The organism is Fischerella sp. JS2, assembly GCF_032393985.1.
In the GTDB taxonomy this organism is placed as follows: domain Bacteria; phylum Cyanobacteriota; class Cyanobacteriia; order Cyanobacteriales; family Nostocaceae; genus Fischerella.
On the sequence record NZ_CP135918.1, the window covers coordinates 2,916,355 to 2,934,188 of the forward strand.

Genomic DNA, 17,834 nt, shown 5'->3' on the forward strand with positions numbered 1-17,834 from the left:
TTATGTAGTGAGTAGGGGTACAAAGCTTTGCGCCCCTAAAAAATTTTGGTTCATACAGATGAAAACTGCTGTAACTAAATTGCAGCAGAATAAGCTTCATCAACTTTAAGGGTTGTACCTGTGATAAACTTGGCATCCTCAGAAATTAGAAAAGCAACTGTTTTCGCAAACTCAGCATAGGTAGCAGGACGACCAAACATCATGTCAGTCGGTAAATTCCAGCCTGCAAATTCTTCCATACTATCGCCAACAAAGTGAGGGGCAACAGAAATCATGCGAATTTTATCCGCTTTGTAACGCTTGGCATAGAGTTTTGTGAATCCTTCCATTGCAGTACGGAGTGTACCGCTAAAGGGTGTCCCTAAATCTGGCTCATGGGAATCAGCTGCGGAAATGTTGACAATCACCCCACCCCCTTGTTGTTGCATAGGTTTTGTAACTAGCCTGACTATGCGAACAACGCTTAAAAATAGCATTTCAAAATTCTCTATCCACATTTCATCGGAAATTGATAGTAAATCTGGGCGGGGTGGATCTCCGAAACTATTTACCACGGCATCAACGTGACCAAAGTTCGCCAGCGTCGTATCTACCAAGCGCTGTAAATCTTGGGGGTTTGTAATCGAACCCTGGATTGCAACACCGCCTAACTCTTCAGCTAACTGGAAGACACTCTTGCTTCGGGCTATGAGTGAAATTTTGTAGCCTCGTGCTGCTAACTCTCGCGCACAACCTGCTCCAATACCGCGACTTGCAGCCGTAACAATCGCAACTTTTTGCACATTCATACTAGAAGCTTAACTTGAGACTTTGTAAATTTTTTTCTTTAAAAAGTATCATAATCACCCAGAGTTGACTTTGTAAAGAAATTTCTTTAGTTTGTTTACATGACAAAAAATCCAAAAAAACAGTCAGCATCCGTCCGAACTCGGCGGGCGATTATTAATTTACTCAAGCAAGAAGGGGCGATGGACTCGCAAGACCTAGCAGAACGCTTGAGTATTTCGGCAATGGCGGTACGTCAACACTTGTATGCACTGCAAGATGAGCAATTAGTCACATATCAAGAAGAAGCCCGCCCAATGGGCCGACCCGCGAAGTTGTGGCAGTTAACGCCTGCGGCAAATCGCTTGTTTCCAGACAGATATGCTGAATTAACCCTAGAATTAATTGATTCTGTAACTGAAGCTTTTGGAGATACTGGACTAGAGAGACTTTTAGAGGTGAGAACTCGTAACCAAATTGCAGCTTATCAAGGGCAGGTTCCTATACAAGCTTCATTACAAGAGAAAGTGGATGTGATTGCACAGCTGCGAACAGAAGAAGGTTATATGGCAGAAACTCAAGCACTCTCAGATGGCTCGTTTCTTTTGATTGAGAATCATTGCCCAATTTGTGCGGCTGCTGTTGTTTGTACAGGATTGTGTGACAAAGAACTAGAAGTATTTCAATGCATTTTAGGACAGGATGTTACAGTCGAACGGGCAGAACATATTGTTGCAGGTTCAAGGCGTTGTGCTTATCAGGTTTCTTATTCCGTTTGACAGTCTATAAACTATTGATAAATAAAATTTAAGTACCATTAATTTCGGTGTGTTGCGCTAGGATCTAACGCGCCCTCCAAAGTTTAAAATTATTAACGTAAAACTTTCCGCAGAATTAATGTTGTTGGATTTGTTGGTTGGCTTGGCGCTACACCAGGTTTTGTCGGAGTTAATATTACTGGATTTGGTTTGATCACTGACAATTGACTTTGCGCTTTGTCGCGTGCTTGGATAGCTTGCTGAGAGTCTGGTTTGATTTTGATCGCTTGATTGTAAGAGGCGATCGCTTCTTGATAACGTAGTAAGTTAAATAGGGCATTACCTCTAGAAAACCAGCTTTCGTAGTGTTGGGGATTGTAGCGTACGGCACGGTTATATGAGGCGATCGCTTCTTCATATTTTTGCAAATTGTATAGCGAATTACCCCGGCTATACCAAAGCTGATAATCGTTTCGTTTCAATTCAGCCGCTTGATCGTAAGCTGCTAATGCTTCGTTGTATCTTTGCATTTGATGTTGCGACCAGCCTTTAGCATACCATGCTTGGTAATTTTTGGGATTAATTTGAATAACTTGATTAAAGGATTCAACTGCTTCGGGATAGCGTTGTAAACTAATCAGAATATTACCTCTTGATAACCATGCTTGGTAAAAACTTGGATTAGTTTGCACAGCTTTATCATAGGCGGTAAATGCGTCTTGATAGCGTTGTAAATTAACTAGAGCATTGCCACGATGATACCAAGCTTCGGCATAACTTGGTTTGATTTCTACAGCTTTATCGTATGCTCTTACTGCTTCTTCGTAGCGTTTTAAATTTTGCAGTGTTAGAGCTTTATTGTACCAAGCTTCGTAATCATCTTTTTTCAGATTAATCGCTTGCTCATAAGCCGATATGGCTTCATCGTATCGCCTTAAACTGCTTAAAGCCTCTCCTTTTGCAGTCCAGACTTGAGGAGAGTTATTTTCTAGTTGTAAGGCTTTATCAAAAGAGGCGATCGCTTCTTGATATCGTTGCAAATTTTTTAATACAAAACCTCTACCTATCCAAGCTTCTAAATAATCTGGCTGAATTTGAATTGCTCTATCATAGGCTGTTAGCGCTGCTTTGTATTCTTTTAATTTACCGAGTGTACTACCTTGTCCATTCCAAGCTTCAGCATAATCTGGTCGAATTTTTATCGCTTTTTCATATGCAGATAAAGCTTCTTGATAGCGTTGTAATTCATAAAATGTATTGGCTTTTCTATATAATTCTGTAGCATTTACAGAATTAATACTATTCATAATATATAAAGATGCTCCTGTCCCTAACCCTAAAATTATTATTCCAGCTAAGATTTTTTTTGTAATATGTTTTTTGCGTTTATTATTTGTGATTGATGGTTGGTTGCTACTAGGAACACTTAATGCTAATGTTTGAAAATTAGGATTATGCAAATCTTTTAAAGCTTGTAAAGCTACAGTTGCTGATGGGTAGCGTTCACGAAAATCATAGCGCACCATTTTGTCTAAAAACTGAGCAAATTCTGGAGTGACTTCTGTATGCTTTTGCCAGATAATTTCATTCGTTTCTGCGTCTTGCTCAAATTCTTCAGGAGATAAACCAGTGAGTGCTTGAATCCCAAGAATACCGACAGCATAGATATCGCTACTATATTTTGGGTTCCCTTGGGCTTGTTCTCCAGGAATATATCCAGGAGTCCCAATTGCAACGGTAAATTTAGTTTTAGCACTAGGATTAATTACCTGAGTTGTAATTTCTTTAACAGCCCCAAAATCAATTAAAACTAACTTACCATCTTGTTTTCTTCTCAGTAAATTATAGGGGTTGACATCACGATGGATGACTTTTTGCTGATGGACAAAATCTAAAATTTGTAAAATTTCTTGCAACAAAGAAATAACTTGACCTTGGCTGAGGGGCTTTCCTGCTATGATTTCCTGGCTAAGATTATGACCTTCAATAAATTCTTGGACAAGATAAAATTCTTCGTTTTCCTCAAAATATGCCAAAAGTTGCGGAATCTGATTGTGCGTACCTAATTTATACAAAACTTGGGCTTCCGTATCAAATAAACGTCTTGCTGTTTGCAAAGTTGTTGGATCTGTTGCTTGGGGTTTAAGTTTCTTGACAACACATTTAGGTTTACCAGGTAATTGAGTATCATAAGCGACGAAAGTTTCACCAAAACCTCCCCCTCCCAAATGGCTGATAATTTGGTATCTTCCAACAAGCATGTTTCCCAGCATTTGGTTTACCCAGTTGAATACGCTACGCTCTGATTCCGATCTTGCCACAGTTTTTCTAAGCTGGTTAGTGCTTATTGTTAAATAACCAACAACTAACAACTAACCACTAACAATTGACAATCGACCATTGACAATTGACTAATCCCAATGATTCCTATCAGTGATAATCTTTTCATTAGCACGCGTAAAAAGCCGATAATTATTTACTGGTTACTTGGTATTAATATTTTGATTTTTCTATGGGAATTAAAGCTAGAAATTAGTGGAGAATTAGGTATTTTTATTAGTAATTGGGGTATGCTTCCAGCACAGATACATGGTGCGATCGCTAATTTATTAGCTGGTAATTCTGCTGCTGGGATTTTTGTGTTGTCGCGTTCTCTGTCTTTATTCACAGCCATGTTTCTTCATGGCAGTTTTAGCCAAATTTTAGGTAATCTACTATTTTTATGGGTTTTTGGCAGAAATTTAGAAAATCTTCTGGGACATGGACGGTTTTTAGGATTTTATCTAATGTGTGGTGTTTTGACAGGAATAATACAAATTCTTGCTGATCCCAGCTTGACCATACCATTGATTGGTGCAAATGGTGCGATCGCATCTGTTTTAGGGGCATATATCTTCAAATTTCCCAAAGTAAAAATTGACACTGTTATGCCTCTGTTAATTATATTTATTCCTATGCAAATTCCAGCTATTTTCTACACAATTTGGTGGTTTGTACAACAGTCATTTTATGGCATTGGTAGTTTAAATATTCCGGGTGGTGTCAACCCACTTAATAGTATTAATTACTGGGCGCAAATTGCAGGCTTTATTATGGGCATAACCACAATGCGACAATTACAAAAACGATAGAATGTGCCAGCACAAATGATATCAAGTTTGCATCCGTCAGCGCTGAGATCGTATTTGTAGAGGCTGATTACGCAACAATACACCTCCCACACTCCCCTCTCTCCAACTCCTTGATGAAGAAAAAATAAATAAACCTTGAGCAATTTCTTGGTAGCCGGGATAACGCGCTATCATCGGTTATTGGCATGTTAAAAATGTGTATCCCTAAACATCCATGACCGCTTCTTACTCTGCATCCCAGCCAAACGCCAGCAACAATGCGAACACATTTATTACTGACCATCGACTGGTGGATCGCAGTAAGCTGACTCAAATGTTTCAGCATTATGTGGAAACGAAGGAGAAGTATCCCCATGCGGTGTTGCTGTATCGGGTGGGAGACTTTTTTGAATGCTATTTTGAAGATGCTGTAATTTTGGCGCAGGAATTAGAACTTTATCTCACCAGTAAGCCTGTAGGAGAAGTGGGAAGGGTGTCAATGAGTGGTGTCCCGCATCATGCTTGGGAACGCCATGCTACCCTGTTGGTAGAAAAAGGGTATGCGGTTGTAATTTGTGATCAAGTCGAAGATGCTTCGGAAGCTGTTGGTAGATTAGTACGGCGCGAAGTAACGCGGATTCTCACTCCTGGCACTTTGCTAGAAGAAGGTATGCTAAAAGCTAGTCGCAATAATTACCTGGCGGCTGTGGTCATAGCTGGGGAACATTGGGGTTTGGCTTACGCAGATATTTCTACAGGGGAATTCCTTACAACCCAAGGTAGCAGCAGTGAACATTTAACCCAAGAGTTAATGCGTTTGCAGCCGGCAGAAGTATTGATTCCTACGAATGCACCTGATTTGGGAAGTTTACTACGTCCAGGGGAAAAGTCTGAGCATTTACCGGAATGTTTACCACCGACATTTTGTTACGCGTTGCGATCGCAACTACCTTTTTCCGCCGGGGAAGCGAGATCTAGGTTATTGCAGAAATTTAAAGTGCGATCGCTTGAAGGTTTGGGTTGTGAACACCTCCCCCTTGCAGTCCGGGCGGCTGGCGGTCTTTTAGAATATTTGGAAGATACACAAAAAGATAATTCTATCCCGCTACAGCTGCTCCGCACTTATACAATTACTGACTACTTAATTGTAGATCATCAAACTCGCCGCAACCTAGAAATTACGCAAACTGTCCGCGATGGTAGTTTTCACGGCTCCTTACTGTGGGCGTTAGATAGAACTTCTACAGCAATGGGTAGTCGGGCTTTACGACGTTGGTTGTTACAACCGCTACTTGATATCAAAGGTATCCGGGCACGGCAAGATACAATTCAAGAATTGGTAGAAAATACACCTCTGCGTCAAGATTTGCGGCAGTTGTTACGGCAAATTTATGACTTAGAACGTCTGACAGGAAGGGCTGGTTCTGGTACGGCAAATGCCAAAGATTTGGTGGCTTTGGCTGATTCTGTGTCCAAGTTGCCGGAATTAGCGCTGTTAGTGATGGATGCTTCTTCTGTGTTTTTGAAAGCCTTGCAGAAAGTTCCCCCCGGTTTAGAGGAGTTAGGGCAAAAAATCCGTAGTTATATTGTGGAGTCACCACCGATACATATTAAAGAAGGCGGATTAATTCGTCAGGGAGTTAATCCCCATTTGGATGAAAGACGTAGTTTGGTGGAAGAAGACCAAAAATGGATTGCAAATTTAGAAGTTGATGAACGGGCAAGGACGGGGATTCAAACGCTGAAGGTGGGATTTAATAAAACTTTTGGTTATTACATCAGTATTTCCCGTGCCAAAGCTGACCAAGTACCGTCAAATTATATACGCAAACAAACTTTGACGAATGAAGAACGCTACATTACTCCAGAGTTGAAGGAACGAGAAGCGCGGATTCTAACGGCGCGGGATGATTTGAACCAGATGGAGTATGAAATTTTTGTGGCGTTACGGGAGGAAGTTGCAGCCCAGGCGGAGGTGATTCGGAATCTTTCGCGGGCCGTGGCGGCAGTGGATGTGTTGTGCGGTTTGGCGGAGTTGGCTGTATATCAAGGTTACTGTCGCCCCGAGATGGTGGAGGGACGAGAGATTTATGTTGTCGATGGGCGTCATCCGGTGGTGGAACAGTCTTTGCCGACGGGGTTTTTTGTGCCAAATTCGACTTGTTTGGGAGGAAAGTCCACAACTGATTGGGAGATGGGGAGAACCGGAGATAGGGAGAATTCACACCACCCCACCACCCCACCACCCCATCCTGACTTAATTATCCTTACGGGGCCGAATGCGAGTGGTAAGAGTTGTTATTTGAGGCAGGTGGGGTTAATTCAGTTGATGGCGCAAATTGGTAGTTTTGTGCCAGCTAGGTATGCGAAGTTGAGTGTGTGCGATCGCATTTTTACCCGTGTGGGTGCGGTAGATGATTTGGCTACGGGTCAATCTACGTTTATGGTGGAGATGAATGAGACTGCGAATATTCTCAATCATGCCACATCGCGATCACTGGTATTGTTGGACGAAATTGGACGAGGGACGGCAACTTTTGACGGGCTTTCGATCGCTTGGGCAGTGGCGGAATATTTAGCGGCTGAGATTGAGGCGCGGACGATTTTTGCGACGCACTACCACGAGTTGAATGAGTTAGCATCACTATTACCCAATGTGGCTAATTATCAGGTGACAGTGAAGGAGTTACCAGACCAAATCATCTTTTTGCATCAGGTGCAGCCAGGGGGTGCGGATAAGTCTTATGGTATTGAAGCGGGAAGGTTGGCAGGTTTACCTGGGATAGTAATTCAACGGGCAAAGCAGGTGATGGGACAAATTGAAAAGCACAGTAAGATTGCCATTGGTTTGCAAAGTTTGGAGTCAAGCGATCGCACTTAACTTGTGGAGTTTGACAGAACAAAGGCGATGTCTGTTGACTCAATCCTATTAGGATTTACGCACACTCTACCAATCCTTGGGGTTTTCGGCATCTTGGCGAGAGTCTACAATAAGCCGCTCTATGTCTATAATAAATTAAGCAATAAATTAAGCTTTTTCTTTAGATTTACATAACTTAACAAAGTTGTGTTGACTTAATTTACATAAACTTGCATACTAGTAAAGCAAAGACAACCCAAAAAACTGGTTTAAAAAGCTTAAATAGCTTACCAGTCAAAGATTCTGGGGTTATAGCTCAGTTGGTAGAGCACCTCAATGGCATTGAGGGGGTCAGCGGTTCGAATCCGCTTAGCTCCATTTTTTTATATTAAATAAATACTAGAACCACAATTGGGATATCCCCATCTACAGTGATAACCGGAGACTGAACAATGACAGAAGCATCACAGCGTAAAAAGGTGATAGTTGTTGGTGCAGGTTGGGCTGGGTTAGGTGCAACCTATCACCTCGCAAAACAAGGTTACGATGTGACTCTTCTGGAAGCAGGTTCCTACCCCGGTGGACTTGTCGCAGGTTGGAAAACCCCAGGAGGACGGTCAGTAGAAGCAGGAATTCATGGTTTTTGGTATCCTTACAGAAATATTTTTGCCCTTATCAATGAACTAAAGATTAACCCCTTTACCAGTTGGACTCGTTCTTCCCAATATTCACCCGCAGGTTTAGAAGTTGAATCACCAATTTTTCAAGATTTACCCCAACTTCCCACACCTCTGGGGACTTTTATCTATACTCAATTTAAACGCCTGCCATTAATTGACCGCCTCAGCGCCTTATCTTTACTTTATGCTGTCATTGATTTTGATAATTCTGATGCAGCTTGGCGGCAATATGATTTTGTGACTGCGCGGGAATTGTTCAAAGATTTTGGAGTTTCGGCACGACTTTACAGCGAGTCATTTGAACCAATGTTATTGGTGGGCTTGTTTGCACCTGGTGAACAATGTTCCGCAGCAGCAACTTTAGGGATGCTCTACTTTTTTATTCTGGCACATCAACCTAATTTTGATGTGGTTTGGTGTCGCGGAACCGTGGGAGAAAAAATATTTCGTCCTTGGATACAATACATTGAAAAGCTAGGGGGAAAATTCCTTACCAGTAAACGGGTAACTGACTTAATTATCGATAGTAATAATCAGGCGACAGGTGTAGTTTGCGGTGAAGAAGTGTTTGATGCGGATGCAGTAATTTTCGCTGTCGGCGTCACTGGGATAAAAAAGATTGTCTCCAGTAGCAGCAGTTTACAAACTCGTACAGAATTCCGCAATTTAAATAACCTAGTGGCGATTGATGTTTTAGCAACTCGTCTTTGGTTTGACCGTAAAATTACAATTCCTCGTCCTTCTAATGCTTGCTTTGGCTTTGATCAGACTACAGGGTGGACATTTTTTGATTTGAACGCGCTACATGATGAATATCAACATGAACCAGGGACAGTAGTAGAAGTTGATTTTTATCATGCTAATCAATTTATCCCCCTAGAAGATCAGGAAATTGTATCGATAGTCCAGCGTTATTTAGCAACTTGCATACCAGAATTTCAGCAAGCAAAAGTAATTGATCGCAGTGTCCTTCGTTTACCACAAGCAGTAACTCACTTTGCCCCTGGTAGCTATCGCTATATGCTACCAGCTACAACTAGTGTAAAAAATGTATTTATGAGTGGTGATTGGATTATTAGCCGCCACGGTTCTTGGTCTCAAGAAAAAGCTTATGTCACAGGATTAGAAGCAGCAAATTTAGTAATTTCTCATTTAGGCGAGGGAACACCAGCGCAAATTTTACCAGTAGCAGCTGATGAACCTCATATTCAACTAGCAAGGACAGTCAATAGAACAGTGCGTCATATAAGTAAGTCTATCTTGCCTAATTTTTGGCTACCCTAACTTTCTTGGCTTGAAAGAAGGATATATGAAGAGTATGAGAAGTATGAGAAGAAAAGGCATTATATGTCTTCTTTACTCCTCACACTCCCCCGACTTCCCCCACTCCACCCTGCGGGAAGTCGCTTGCGCGTCTACACACTCCTCCCACTCCCCCCACTTCCCCCACTCCTCCCACTCCCCCATCTCCCACTACCTGCGCCGTACATGCAAGCTATCAAGTCCTTGCTTGATCCAACTCAGACATTCATATTCTGATGTGAAGATTTTGGGTGCTGCAATATTATTTAATGAATCTGGTGGATAGTGGTCGTAAAAATATTTACCCTCTTCTCGATAAATAATGATGAGGCTATTACGGTAAACATAGCGATTCTTAAAGTAATCGCCTTGACTGACCAATTCTGAATTTTGGTCTATATGTTCTTTGGCAATATCCAGAATATTACTGATACTACTGCCATATATTTGTGCTGGATTTTCCACTTTGTGAAATTTACTTGTGTAACCAATTTCTGAGAGTAATTTATACGAATAAATCTCGTAATTATCCGCTTTTCCAAAAACAAAAGGAATGATTAAATATCCCTTGTAAGACAACGATTCTTCGTAGAGTAGACGACCCATCTTTACCTCCTATTTTGTCACTTTGCTAGAAAGTCTCCTCACTTTTCACCACAACAATAATTATCTCTCTTTTTGCAAATAATTCTGATTTGTTTCACAATAAATTAGGCTGCTCGCTCTTTGTATTGTATCTCCTCAACCAAACTCACCAATTGTTTATTGATGTATTTGTGAGGGAGATTTTTTAAGTGCGATCGCCAATAATATCATTCACTCAATATTGCAAGTATGATGGGTATCACCCATCATGCTAATTTATGATTTTAAATTGCAATTATTAATATTTATGTTGTTTAATAAATTTTGTAGAAATCTAACTAATCAACTCTCGTATTAGTTTAGATACAGATTTGGAAACTGAAGCTTAGTATTTGAAACAATGCAAACTAAAAATGAGCTTTATTTATAGATAATTGGATAAAGTAGAGACACAATGCGTTGCATCTCTACTCAGTTAATTAGAGGTTAAGAAGATTTTGTATTTCTATAATTTGCATCTATCCAACAGCGTGGTAGACTTTCACCCGAAGGAAAAACGAGATCTTCTTTTTTATAAGATTCTGGTGATTGTTCTTCTTGACCTTCTTGATCTCTAGCATGAATACTATCAATGCTGGGGTCAATTAACTCTTGAACATCAACTATTTTCAATAATTCCCCACTATCCTTAAGTTGTAGCAACATAATACATAACCTCCGTAAATTTATATTGCTTGAATAGAAAATCGAAAATAAACCATAAAAAAACTGTGTAACAGTATTCCCTCTCTAGTTTTTGCAAATACTTTTGCTACTAGAGTGGATTGATGAATAAAACTGATACGCAGTTATGGGTTCTCTTTGTTAAAAGAGAATAGTTAAATAAGTCAAGTAATTTTAAATCTACTTAACACAACAGAAAAAAGATTACATTTCGCGTTGGAATTTTTCTAATATATCTACTAAATTCACCTGACATTGCAGAGGCAATAAATCAATCAGAGGAATTTCCCTTCTACCACCACCAATTTTCACAGGAATAGATTCCAGAACCTGAATTACATCATCCTCATCTACAGGCTTATTAGCAGTGATTAGGGGATAAACTTGTTCTGCAACTACAGTATGTAATTTGGCATTTGATAGATATAAATGCCATTTGGCAATATCCATGTAAACATTTTCGCCAATTTCATTTGCTAGGGCTTCCAGTAATTCTGTGGTGTTAGTCTTAGCCATAAAAATAACCCTAATGAACGGCAGCGAATTTATAAACTATTTACTATTATCGCTCAATTACCAGAAGACTCTACAGCCACAAGTTACAATTGCCCCAGCTTCATCAGTCCATCTTCAGGTGGATTTGGGCGGTATCTCAGAATAGTCAGCGATCGCAGCAATATAAATCAGGTGAACTAACAATACCACTAACCACCCTGCTGTTACCCAAGGTAGCCATTCCCAAGTAGCTTTTAAGAAATTGTGAAAGAACCACAACCCCGAATTACAGGCTGCAAATATTGCCACATGGACAGCAAAATTCATTCGGTCATCTAGTTTGCGGTAAGCTGGGTCTTTACGATCTGGTTTACGAGGCCAACGAGGAGGCATATAGGTTGTTACAGATTTTAATACAATTTGGTTTCTGACCCATTTTAGGATTTTTTCGGTTGTTGTTACCGTCTGATTGGAAACCTAAGAAAAACTCTGCTACCTGGTGCGTGTTCTCTGCGATCCTTTGCGTTAAAAAAGACTTTGCTTTTAGCTTTTACAAAAAGCCATAGCTAAGATTGCCGAGATTTGTAAACTTGCAACTGTGCCCGCAGTTGGGCAATTTCTTCAGCCATATCTAGAACCATTGCTGCACCCACTAAATTTAATCCTAAATCTCGACGTAGGCGCAGAATTTGAGCAACACGAGCAATATCGCGCGATCGCAACATCGAATTAATCGGTGAAATCAACCCCAAAGCCGCAAAGCGTTCTATCAGTGCAGTTGATGTTTGTGTCACAAAAGCTGCATATTCAAAAGTGTAAAGGCGATCGCCTTCTTCAGACACAACCACCCGTGACAGACTAACTTGATTCATATTTTCACCTCTTCTAGGGTAGCACGCGGATCAAAAGTGCTACTGTCGCGGATTTTTTCATAACACTCGCGTTCGGTCGCACTCAAATCCTTAGGAGATACAATTTGTAGTTTGACAATTAAATCACTACGTCCCCCTTTAGGTAGTGTCCAGCCTTTACCCCGTAAACGCAAGGATTGCCCAGAACGCACACCCGCCGGAATTTTCATCGTGACGCTACCATCTGGTGTGGGAACTTTTACTTCCGCCCCCAATACAGCTTCATCCGGTCGAATGGGAATTTCACAAGCAATGTTATCATCTGCAAATTGAAAGAAGGGATGGGGCAATACTTCAATGATTAAATACAAATCTCCCCGTTGTTGAGAAAACGGGCTGGAACGTCCTTTACCCTTGATGCGGAGACGACTTCCGGGTTTTGTCCCTGGAGGAATTCGGACAGTAACCGTTTCCCCATCGATTTGCAGACGTTTTTGTGTACCGTGAAATGCTTCAGAAAAAGTAAGGGAAATAGCTGCTTCTGTATCAGGTGCAGGTGCTTGTGTGGCAACATTTTCAAAAAAATCGCTATAGTCGCGATCGCCACCTGTATAGGTACGATAGGTATAAGTTCTGCCACCTCTAGCCGCGCCACCGAAGCGGCCAAGCAAGTCATTGATGAAATCATCAAAATTACCGTACTGATCGAAATCAACCCCACCAACATCTACTCTTGTACCTTGACGACCGCGTGGCGTTGCACCACTTGTCGCCGCTTGCTGCCAGTATTGACCAAAAGCGTCGTATTTTTGACGTTTTTCTGGATCGGAGAGTACCTCGTTAGCTTCATTAATTTCTTTAAAGCGTTCCTCCGCTTTTTGATCTCCAGGGTTGATATCAGGGTGGTACTTACGTGCCAGCTTGCGGTAAGCCTGTTTGATCTCCTCCTGTGTGGCGTTTTTGCTTACCCCTAGAATCTGATAATAATCCTTGAAGTCGCTTGCTGGCATAGCTTTGTCATTGCTGAATTGAAAGCTTGACTTTAGTCTACTTAATATAATTGCTGGCGAAAATCTGTCGTCAGTATGGCATTGTTCATAGAAAAGTCCAGGTGAGTTAATTTGATTTGAGCAAAAAAATAGGACTGACAGCACAATTATTGTTGTGAATTATCCTGTCAATCCTGTTAAGTATATTTTTATGGTAGTATTTGTGAGACTACTAGAGATATCAACGGCTGATTAACTTTAAGTTAAAACTAACGCTATTGAGTTTGTAGTTGCTGTTGAGTTTGTCTATCGTATTGTTCGCCGATAACTGGAGTCTGTTGTCCTTCTAAACTAACAGTGACAACCTTATTCCTTTCTTCCTCAGCTTTCGGCATTGTCAGACACAAAACACCGTTCTTAAATTCCGCTTGTACCTGATCGTTTTGAATTCTACTAGGTAAAGGAATTATCCGTTGGAATCTGCCGTAGCGGAATTCCGAACGTCTCATGCCTTTTTCTTCAGCTCTAGTTTCAACTTTGCGTTCACCACTGATTGAAACAGCTTCGGCGGTAACTTTGACGTCCAAATCTTTAGCTTCCATACCTGGAAGTTCTACCCGAAGTTCAATATTATCGGGATTTTCGTGCATTTCAGCTGCTGGCATAAAAGCATATCCAGCCATTTCACCGCCATCGCCACTAGTAGTCATCATGCGATCAAACAGGCGATTCATTTCGCGTTGCAAGTTAGAAATTTCTCGGAAAGGATCGTATCGCTCCATTTCCCGAAAAGGGTCCCAACGTATTAATGCCATATTTCAGCCCTCCGATATCTATCCGATATCTATCTGATGCAAGATTTACAATCTTCTTGCTTCTACCTCAAACTATCAAGGGCAAAAAATTGCCTCATCAGCCAAATGGATGACCTTTTATTGTTGAGAAAATCAAACTACCTAATCTTCTTGATAGAGGTAACAACTCTATCTGGCTGTAAACATGAAAATGACATTTAAAGGTGGAATTTTGGAGGTCAAGAAAATGGCTAAAATCAACCCTATTCAACTACAAAAACATTTAAAAGGCATAGATTATCCGGCTAGCAAAGAAGAATTGATTCAGCACGCTCGACAAAATGGTGCTGATGAGAATGCTATTTCTGTATTACAGCAATTGCCAGAACAGGAATATCAAACTCCAACTGATGTTAGCGAAGCTGTCGGTGCGATTGAATAAGGGGAAAGGGGAATAGGTAGTAAAATCGCAATTAATAATTACCAATTACCAATTACCAATTACCTATTAACTAAATAATCCCCTGATTTGCCACCAGTCTTACTGATCAATCGAATTGATTCAATTTGAATCGATTTTTCTAAAGCTTTGGCCATGTCATAAAGGGTAAGAGCAGCAACACAAACAGCTGTGAGGGCTTCCATTTCTACCCCCGTTTCGGCTTTGGTTTTAACTGTGGCCTGAATTTGATAACCAGGCAGTTGCGGATCTGGTGTTAAAAGTACTTCAACTTTGTGCAAAGGTAAAGGATGACATAGAGGAATCAAGCTAGCTGTCTGTTTCGCAGCCATAATTCCTGCTAGTCGCGCTGTTGCGAGTACATCTCCTTTCGGAGTGTTTCCCGCTTGAATGGCGGCAAAGGTTTCGCTTAGCATTCGCACTCTTGCACCTGCTGTTGCTTGGCGGACTGTGGACGGTTTCCCTGATACATCTACCATCTGGGCTTGCCCTTGCTGATCCAGGTGGGTAAGGTCAAAAGAAGAATTTTGAAAATTATCTTGTGTCATATGATAAAGATGTGTTAATATTAGATCCTGTGACCGCAAGGGCGTGTAGCTCAGTGGACTAGAGCACGTGGCTACGGACCACGGTGTCGGGGGTTCGAATCCCTCCTCGCCCGTCTTAAATTTAAGACAAAAAATTAAAAATGAAGAAATTAAATTCTTCATTTTTTAATTTTTAATCTCGAATTCCATTTAAAGCATAACTATCTTGACCACGACCAAGGGCAAAACGTAGAGAAGTGGCAAGGTTTTTACTGCACTGGGTAAGGAAAACAATTATACCAAGTCCGGTTAGAGCAGCCGCTAAACCGAAGCTAAGGCGATAGCCAAATTGATCAGCAGCAAAACCCCCAATTGGGCCTGCGATCGCTATGCCAAAATCAAACCCAGCTATGCAGATAGCAAAAATACGTCCCCTTTCTTGGGGAAGCGAACGATCTGCCATTAAGGTTGAAATCATCGGAATTAATGTACCACCTCCCGCACCTTCAATCAGGGCAGCGAGTAAAAAAGTACTGGCATTGTTGGCTACACACATCAGTACCATCGATAGAGAGTAAAAAGCTAAACCTACAGTCACAAACAGTCCTCGCCCCAAGCGATCGCTTGCCCTTCCAGTAAATAACCTACCACTAAAGCTAGAAATTGCCGAAGCTGTGTAAAACAACCCAGGATTTAAGTCAATCTGAGTAGATTTGATAAACAAGGGTGCAAAAGTATGCAAAGTTCCGACAGTCAAACCAACCATTAACATTACGAATGCTGGTATTCTCACTCTAGGACTAACCAACATTTGCCAAAAATTAGAGTTGCGGTTTTCGACTTGCGGTTGCTTGTGGACTGGTGGATTGACAATTGGCAAAATACATAACACCCCTAACCCACCTAAACCCGTAGATAACAAAAATAATGCGGTATTACCAGCCGCAGCCTGTAAATAACCACCCAAAGCGGGACCGAGTGCTAAACCAATCGGATTCACCAAACTCATGTAGCCAATAATCTCACCCCGATGACTAGGTGATGCTAAATCTGCTACCAGCGCTATATAACCAGTAGCAAAAGCAGCGATACTAATGCCATGAAACGCACGCAACACCATTAAAAAAGGCATATAGGTCGTGAGTTCATAACCAAGGGGAGCGATCGCTACCACCACCATCCCAATCAGTAGTACAATTTTGCGACCCCGTTGATCTGCTAAATTCCCCAACCAAGGACGAAATAACAGCAGTCCGATCGCAAAACTGCCCATCAAAATCCCGATTTGTTGTTTACTCGCCCCCACTTCTTCTAGATAAAGTGGTAAGGTTGGCAACAAAGAAGCCAAACTAGACCAGAATAATAAACCTGCGGCAAATAAAACCAGCAGGTTACGTCGTAATTGAGTATCAATTTTACTAAATACTTTCACAGCAAATGCACTTAAATTAAGTCAAGAGTCAATCGTCAATTGTCAATTGTCATTGGATTTTAGGCTTGGCATTATGGAATTTGAATCCTTGACTATAGACTTGGGACTTATGACTAACAATCATTGTTACATTACTTAATAATAACTAATACTTCATAATTATGGCAGTTAGTAGACTTATTGCAAAAGTCAAATTAACCTCCTTACTCCCCCCACTCCCTTGTCTTCCTTGTCCTGACTATTGACAATCAAGCATTAGCGGGTTGATGGTAACGAGTACAACTGAGTACAGTTGCCACTAGCTGTGCAGATAAATGAATTAGTTTGAGTTCATCTTCTCGTAATGTGCAGGGTTTTTTCCATTGGAGAGATAACACCGCTAAAACATTACGTGCATAGGTAATTGGGATGATTAAATGCGCTTCTACACCAGAGTCTGTATAGTGTGCTACACCAGCAAGTTTTTCATCATTGGGGACATTAACTGAGACTTGCATTTGACCAGTGGCGATCGCTTCACTAGTCAATGGGTCAACTGCTAACCAGTTTTCTATAGAACCTCCACTGCTGTAACTGCCTTGGGTAGTAACCAGATTATTATTTTCGACTAATTGCAAAATACAGCCATCGGCGCTAAAACTTTCACCAAAAGCTGTAGCAATGGGATTTAATATAGCTTCTAAACTAGATGCTTGTTGAGCAACCTGCACTAAAACAGTTAACAGTGCCATTTGAGCATTAGCACGACGTAATTCTTCTGTGCGTTGCTTGAGTAAATCATAGGTTTCTGCCGCTCTTTGCACCACAGCTTTTAGTTCTGCTGGGTCCCAAGGTTTTGTGATATATTTGTATACCTGACCAGCATTTATTGCTTCTACTAAGTCTTCAATATCAGTGAAACCTGTGAGAATAATCCTGACAGTGTTGGGAAACTGAGGTACTGTTTTGCTCAAAAATTCAGTCCCCTTCATTTCTGGCATTCGCTGATCGGAAATAATTACTGCAACTTCCCCTTCTGCTGCTAACACTTGCAAAGCGTTCATGCCACTATCGGCTTTCAATACTTGGAAATCTCGGCGAAAGGTACGATACAACAGATCTAAGTTATCTGGCTCATCATCAACTACTAAAATTTTCTGCTTTTTTGGCTTTTCCAGAGTCATCAATTGACGACGTATTTTATCAAATTCGGGAATGGGGTTATTCATAGATAATTCCTTTAACTGTTAATCACTTTGTTATATTCCATACAAAGCCTGATTGAGAATATAAAATCAGCATTTTGTAACTGCTATTTGATTAAAGTAATCATGAAGCAGTTTCCAGAAGGAGAAAGTAGAAAAATAAAGAATTCTACTTTTGAGTATCTTACGTGCAATTACGTAATTTCTCTTATCTATGTCTTATAATTTTTATTCAGAACTCATAATTTTACTTAAGGTTAGAGGTGTAGAAAGGAGCTAAGAGACTAGTGTTGTGACATACTAACTTTGCAATATTTCT

The 17,834-nt window shown here is 40.9% G+C and carries 17 protein-coding genes and 2 tRNA genes; 7 read left to right on the top strand and 12 right to left on the bottom strand.

Going from position 1 to position 17,834, the window contains the following annotated elements:
• Positions 1-74 precede the first annotated feature (74 nt).
• Positions 75-788: an SDR family oxidoreductase gene (locus tag RS893_RS12205; RefSeq protein WP_315791393.1), complete on the bottom strand. Its 714-nt coding sequence runs from the start codon at positions 786-788 to the stop codon at positions 75-77.
• A 99-nt stretch (positions 789-887) separates the two neighbouring features.
• Here RS893_RS12205 and RS893_RS12210 point away from each other — a divergent pair, with 99 nt between their 5' ends.
• Positions 888-1,544: a metalloregulator ArsR/SmtB family transcription factor gene (locus tag RS893_RS12210; protein WP_315791394.1), complete on the top strand. Its 657-nt coding sequence runs from the start codon at positions 888-890 to the stop codon at positions 1,542-1,544.
• 92 nt (positions 1,545-1,636) lie between these two features.
• On the opposite strand, the gene RS893_RS12215 is transcribed toward RS893_RS12210, so the two are convergent.
• Complete coding sequence (locus RS893_RS12215) at positions 1,637-3,796, bottom strand: tetratricopeptide repeat protein (RefSeq protein ID WP_315791951.1); 2,160 nt, start codon at positions 3,794-3,796, stop codon at positions 1,637-1,639.
• 147 nt (positions 3,797-3,943) lie between these two features.
• On the opposite strand from RS893_RS12215, the gene RS893_RS12220 reads away from it, so the two are divergent.
• The 4 genes from RS893_RS12220 (at position 3,944) to RS893_RS12235 (ending at position 9,457) form a co-directional block, all read left to right on the top strand.
• A complete protein-coding gene (locus tag RS893_RS12220) occupies positions 3,944-4,654 on the top strand; it encodes a rhomboid family intramembrane serine protease (protein WP_315791395.1) in 711 nt (236 codons plus the stop codon).
• 214 nt (positions 4,655-4,868) lie between these two features.
• Entirely contained in the window at positions 4,869-7,514 is a 2,646-nt protein-coding gene (gene mutS, locus RS893_RS12225; RefSeq protein WP_315791396.1) for a DNA mismatch repair protein MutS, read from the top strand.
• A 284-nt stretch (positions 7,515-7,798) separates the two neighbouring features.
• Positions 7,799-7,871: transfer RNA gene (locus tag RS893_RS12230), tRNA-Ala, on the top strand.
• A 74-nt stretch (positions 7,872-7,945) separates the two neighbouring features.
• Positions 7,946-9,457, top strand: a complete 1,512-nt coding sequence (locus RS893_RS12235; RefSeq protein ID WP_315791397.1) for a hydroxysqualene dehydroxylase — start codon at positions 7,946-7,948, stop codon at positions 9,455-9,457.
• A 189-nt stretch (positions 9,458-9,646) separates the two neighbouring features.
• Here RS893_RS12235 and RS893_RS12240 read toward each other — a convergent pair whose 3' ends face one another.
• The 7 genes from RS893_RS12240 to RS893_RS12270 all read right to left on the bottom strand — a co-directional run bounded on the left by RS893_RS12240 (position 9,647) and on the right by RS893_RS12270 (position 13,933).
• Entirely contained in the window at positions 9,647-10,081 is a 435-nt protein-coding gene (locus tag RS893_RS12240) for a hypothetical protein (RefSeq protein WP_315791398.1), read from the bottom strand.
• A 465-nt stretch (positions 10,082-10,546) separates the two neighbouring features.
• Positions 10,547-10,765, bottom strand: coding sequence for an acetyltransferase (locus tag RS893_RS12245; protein ID WP_315791399.1), 219 nt, complete (start codon positions 10,763-10,765; stop codon positions 10,547-10,549).
• Between the two features lie 222 nt (positions 10,766-10,987).
• Entirely contained in the window at positions 10,988-11,299 is a 312-nt protein-coding gene (locus RS893_RS12250; RefSeq protein ID WP_315791400.1) for a DUF3181 family protein, read from the bottom strand.
• Positions 11,300-11,413: 114 nt separating this feature from the next.
• On the bottom strand, positions 11,414-11,671 hold the full coding sequence (locus RS893_RS12255) for a 2TM domain-containing protein (protein WP_016864955.1): 258 nt from the start codon (positions 11,669-11,671) through the stop codon (positions 11,414-11,416).
• A gap of 173 nt (positions 11,672-11,844) precedes the next feature.
• Complete coding sequence (locus RS893_RS12260) at positions 11,845-12,150, bottom strand: chaperone modulator CbpM (RefSeq protein WP_315791401.1); 306 nt, start codon at positions 12,148-12,150, stop codon at positions 11,845-11,847.
• A complete protein-coding gene (locus tag RS893_RS12265) occupies positions 12,147-13,139 on the bottom strand; it encodes a J domain-containing protein (RefSeq protein ID WP_315791402.1) in 993 nt (330 codons plus the stop codon). Before RS893_RS12265 ends, RS893_RS12260 begins: the two co-directional genes overlap by 4 nt.
• 254 nt (positions 13,140-13,393) lie before the next feature.
• Positions 13,394-13,933: an Hsp20/alpha crystallin family protein gene (locus tag RS893_RS12270; RefSeq protein ID WP_315791403.1), complete on the bottom strand. Its 540-nt coding sequence runs from the start codon at positions 13,931-13,933 to the stop codon at positions 13,394-13,396.
• A 226-nt stretch (positions 13,934-14,159) separates the two neighbouring features.
• Here RS893_RS12270 and RS893_RS12275 point away from each other — a divergent pair, with 226 nt between their 5' ends.
• Positions 14,160-14,354, top strand: a complete 195-nt coding sequence (locus tag RS893_RS12275) for a DUF2795 domain-containing protein (protein ID WP_315791404.1) — start codon at positions 14,160-14,162, stop codon at positions 14,352-14,354.
• 59 nt (positions 14,355-14,413) lie between these two features.
• On the opposite strand, the gene moaC is transcribed toward RS893_RS12275, so the two are convergent.
• Complete coding sequence (gene moaC, locus RS893_RS12280; RefSeq protein ID WP_315791405.1) at positions 14,414-14,920, bottom strand: cyclic pyranopterin monophosphate synthase MoaC; 507 nt, start codon at positions 14,918-14,920, stop codon at positions 14,414-14,416.
• A 39-nt stretch (positions 14,921-14,959) separates the two neighbouring features.
• Between moaC and RS893_RS12285 the strand changes: the two genes are divergently transcribed.
• Positions 14,960-15,033: transfer RNA gene (locus tag RS893_RS12285), tRNA-Arg, on the top strand.
• 59 nt (positions 15,034-15,092) lie between these two features.
• On the opposite strand, the gene RS893_RS12290 is transcribed toward RS893_RS12285, so the two are convergent.
• On the bottom strand, positions 15,093-16,331 hold the full coding sequence (locus RS893_RS12290) for an MFS transporter (protein ID WP_315791406.1): 1,239 nt from the start codon (positions 16,329-16,331) through the stop codon (positions 15,093-15,095).
• Positions 16,332-16,579: 248 nt separating this feature from the next.
• Positions 16,580-17,539 carry a response regulator gene (locus RS893_RS12295; RefSeq protein WP_315791407.1) on the bottom strand — a complete coding sequence of 320 codons (960 nt, stop codon included), beginning with the start codon at positions 17,537-17,539 and terminating at the stop codon, positions 16,580-16,582.
• Positions 17,540-17,834 lie beyond the last annotated feature (295 nt).